3 protein-coding genes and 1 pseudogene are annotated in these 4,261 nt (G+C 52.8%); 2 read left to right on the plus strand and 2 right to left on the minus strand.

Features of this window, described 5'->3' with window-relative positions:
- Nucleotides 1-524, plus strand: a pseudogene (locus tag Q0F21_RS05820) (diphosphate--fructose-6-phosphate 1-phosphotransferase); the annotation flags it as partial.
- A gap of 106 nt (nucleotides 525-630) precedes the next feature.
- Nucleotides 631-1,533: an NAD(+)/NADH kinase gene (locus Q0F21_RS05825; RefSeq protein WP_297238234.1), complete on the plus strand. Its 903-nt coding sequence runs from the start codon at nucleotides 631-633 to the stop codon at nucleotides 1,531-1,533.
- On the opposite strand, the gene Q0F21_RS05830 is transcribed toward Q0F21_RS05825, so the two are convergent.
- Complete coding sequence (locus Q0F21_RS05830) at nucleotides 1,530-3,497, minus strand: DUF4954 family protein (protein WP_297238236.1); 1,968 nt, start codon at nucleotides 3,495-3,497, stop codon at nucleotides 1,530-1,532. The genes Q0F21_RS05825 and Q0F21_RS05830 overlap by 4 nt on opposite strands.
- A 120-nt stretch (nucleotides 3,498-3,617) precedes the next feature.
- A partial coding sequence (locus tag Q0F21_RS05835) for a toprim domain-containing protein (RefSeq protein ID WP_297238238.1) occupies nucleotides 3,618-4,261 on the minus strand: 644 nt, incomplete at its 5' end.

The following is a 4,261-nucleotide window of genomic DNA, read 5'->3' on the forward strand; positions in this document are numbered from 1 at the left end:
GAGACCCACACGGCAACGTACAGGTGTCACTCATCGAGACGGAGAAACTCCTCTCGGGTATGGTGGCGAAGAAACTCTCAGAGTGGAAGAAGGAGGGGAAGTACGAGGGATCCTTTAAGACTCAGCATCACTTCCTCGGATACGAGGGTCGCTGCGCCGCTCCGTCCAATTTTGACGCAGACTACTGCTATACTCTAGGCTTTACGGCAAGTAAGCTGATCGAGGCCGGTCTGACGGGATACATGAGCTCAGTGCAGAACCTCACGAGGGAGGTCTCCGAGTGGATTGCGGGCGGCACTCCGATCACAATGATGTTCAATATTGAGCGCCGTGGTGGTAAGGACAAGCCGGTGATCCGTAAGGCACTGGTAGACCTGGAGGACGCCCCCTTCAGAGAGTTTGAGAACCACCGCGAGGAGTGGGCTAAGGAGACAGCATTCGTCTATCCCGGTCCAATCCAGTACTGGGGTCCGAGCTCCGTCTGCGATCGTCCTACCAAGACCATTCTCCTTGAGCACAAGTAAGATCTGACAGCGGTCTATTAGCAAAGGGGCGAGATCGGATATTCCGATCTCGCCCCTTTTGCTATCTTTGTCTACGAGGATTTTCAAAGACCTTTAGAGTAGATTTATGAGGATACACATCATAGGCTCGACCCACCAGACCGCCTCACCCGATACCCTTCGAGGTATCCTAGATATCCTGACGGCTGACAGGGCAGACGAGGTAACCATAGACAGCCGGTTTTTTGGATACCTAATCCAGCACGACATGGCTCCCTCGGGCGTGAGGACCTACCCCCTCAGCGGGACTATCGACACGGATCTAATGATCTGCATCGGAGGGGACGGCACATTCCTGAGAGGGGCAAAGCTGGTGGCCGGCACGGAGGCAGGTATCATCGGTCTAAACTCCGGGCATCTGGGCTTCCTCTCCAGCATGCAGCCTGATGTCCTTTCCTCCTACTGGGATGAGATACGATCAGGAGGGGCTCAGGTGGACGAGCGGGCCACTCTGGAGGCTGTGGTGACCTCTCCCGAGGGTAAGGTCCTTCATCAGGGGATTGCGCTCAATGAGGTCTCCATCATCAGGCGAGACATACTGAGCATGATCCGGGTCACAACTAAGGTATGCGGTCAGTGGATGGTCGACTATCAGGCTGACGGCGTGCTCGTGTCCACGCCTACCGGTTCCTCAGCCTATGCCCTGAGCGTAGGTGGACCACTGGTTCACCCTGACTGCTCCGCCCTTCTCATTGTCCCGATAGCGCCCCACTCGCTCACGATGCGACCGATACTTATACCCGACAGCATGAAGATAGACTTTGAGATCAACAGCCGATCAGGAACCTTTGCCATCGCTCTGGACGGAAGAGGAAAGGACTTCCCGGACAATTGTAAGGTAACAGTGCGTAAGTCGGATCGCACAGTTAGAGTACTCCACACCAGCGGTTACCAGTATTTTGATAACCTACGCAAGAAGCTGATGTGGGGGGCTGACTCTCGTATAGACGAGACCTCTCCTTCGAACTAAACCCGTAACTGGCTGATGACTGAGTCGTAGAGGCTCTGCTTCCGCTCCATATGCTCTCGGACACACTGGACATACTCATCCTGGTCAAGCTCCTCCTCGATGTCCGAAGCAGTGGTAGAAATGTATGATATCCGTCGGTCAATAGCATGCTCCTTGTCTGCGTCCTGGATGAGATGACGATCAATCGTCAGTACTGCATCGATCCACCGATCCAGGATCTCATAGATCATCTCAGAGGACAGAGTCTCGGACTGATCGAGACCATACCACCGGTAGATCAGGTCGTAGCTCCAGTCCCACTCTAGCTCGTAGTACCTTTGATGCAGAGATCGGATCTGGCGGCTAAATTCGTCAATCGTCGCATAAGCCGACTCTCTCAAGCCTTCGGTGAGATGCCTAACACCCATCTCTGGAGCAATCATGCCACATAAGTCAGTCCAGAGACCTACTCCCTCAGCGTGATCAGGCCGCAGTAGTTCATTCAGATCGCTAATGCTGGAGACCTCCTGGCTACCCGCTTTGTCCCTAATACGTGTAATGAGCGAGTTGCCAATAAACTTGTCGATCCCCAGCCTGTAGATCCTAAGTCCATGGTGCAGGGACGATGACTTAAGGTGGAGATTATGATAAATATAGGTCTCATCGTGCTGCCCCACAAAGTCAAGCAACTCCTGCAGCTTGTGATACCCTTGCTCCATCTTCCCCACAGAGTAGGGACTGAGGAGGTTATAATTGACGCAGTCGAGCTTGCAGTCGTTCGGCCGCTTATCTCGAGAGGGCCACTTCTTGGCATCACGCATAGTACCGATGGTCAGAAGCGCTCGACCCGGCACCAAGTAGGTCTCGTTGTGATTCTCTATCACATAACTGAATGGGAAGGAGGAGGTATCCACGTGGTCCGTGTGTCGTCCCATGATCAGACTAAAGGGACCGATCCTCGAGGGCCAGAGGATATACGAGTCGCTTGAGGTCTTACTTCCCCGCTCCACCACCCCGTGATGGATGGGACCGGTCTTATAGAGGTGATTACTCTGATTGGATCCCGAACCGGCATTGAGAAATGAGAAAAAGCCTGCGATGAGCAGGGAACTCTTATGCATCGAGACGGTGAATGGACCGGCTACAATAGCTGCCGCCTCCCCATTTTCCAGGTTACAGTTGCTGAATATCAGAGACTCATTGGCAGAGAAGAGATTGCTCACCATTGCAGACTGTCCGACAAATACCATGTGCAGCGTACAATTATCCACCATCGATGCACCTGCCACCGCGATGAAGTGCCGACCGATCACTCCATTGCCCACCTGTGCAGGGTATCCCGGTCGACTACAGAGGGAGAAGTCACTTAGGATCGACGCACCGTCGATGATACTTCCCTCACCAATGTAGCCATCTATGATCGTGCCGGTATTGACGATCCTGACATTGTCTCCTATCGTTCCCCGTGCCGAGCGACACTCCTCTACATCCTGAGCAATCAGCCTGAGCAACTCCTTCCGAGCAGGGTCTGACTCAGACAGGGTCACCAGTAGATAAGCAATCTGTGCGGTCAGCTTGCGAGAGAGAGGTACTTCGATGCCACCGGTTTCATTGAGCACCGGTACAGGGACACCGTTGCCGAAGGTAGATGGACCAGACATGTAGATGGCACTGACATTACTGATCGTCACATCCTCTCCGATATCATAGTCAGAGATACAGTCTCGAACATTGGCAATATAGGCACCGTTGCCTACCGTAGTGTCCTTCAGTAGAGCATGACAGATCCCATTATTTCGCCAGATCCCATACCGATCCACATGCGTGCCGGATAGGTCTCCGAGGCTGCAATGCCCCACAAACGTGACCTCAGTCAGCTGTGAGGGATCGAAGGTCTCACTCACCTCGATGCGACTCCAGTCATCTGCCTGACACCGTCTGGTATCCTCCAGAAGTCTGATCTCCTCCTCTGTCAAGTTCCTCATCCCAATAATCTATTTCTTTAGAAAATAAACCTGTAAAAATGACGAGTGCAACCAACAAACCGTCAGTTGCACTCGCCTAAAATCTAATAATCGTCCTCTTGCAGAAGGACGACATACATACTATGCATCCACTGTAGCGAAGGTCGCATTTTCCCTGATAAAGTCTCTTCGAGGCTCGACGTCCTCACCCATCAGCATAGAGAAGACTCGATCAGCCTCGACGGCATTCTCGAGAGTAACCTGCTTGAGATAGCGTCCCTGAGGATCCATAGTCGTCTCCCACAGCTGACTCGCATCCATCTCTCCGAGTCCCTTGTAGCGCTGCGTCAGGATCTTAGACTCATCTCCTGCTCCATACTGAGCAATAAAGTCAGCTCGATCCTCCTCATTGAAGCAGTACTCGATCTTGTCCCCACTCTTGGTCCGACACTGATAGAGCGGCGGATTAGCAATGTAAATGTATCCCTCCTCCACTAATGCTCTCATGTGACGGAAGAAGAAGGTGAGCAGCAATGTCGCAATGTGGGCACCATCGACATCGGCATCGGTCATGATGATCACCTTGTGGTACCTCAGCTTGGAGTAATTGAGTGCCTTGGGATCCTCCTCTGTACCTACAGAAACGCCGAGGGCGGTGTACATCGACTGAATTTCCTTATTCTCAAAAACACGGTGAGGCATAGCCTTCTCGACATTAAGGATCTTACCACGCAGAGGAAGGATGGCCTGATACCTGGAGTCGCGACCGAGCTTTGCCGTACCAC

It is taken from the genome of uncultured Porphyromonas sp. (assembly GCF_934359325.1).
GTDB lineage: Bacteria > Bacteroidota > Bacteroidia > Bacteroidales > Porphyromonadaceae > Porphyromonas_A.

Excerpts from the sequence above, each read along its gene's own strand:
- Q0F21_RS05830 (WP_297238236.1), bottom strand. The coding sequence starts at position 3,497 with ATGAGGAACTTGACAGAGGAGGAGATCAGACTTCTGGAGGATACCAGA.
- Q0F21_RS05825 (WP_297238234.1), top strand. The coding sequence starts at position 631 with ATGAGGATACACATCATAGGCTCGACCCACCAGACCGCCTCACCCGAT.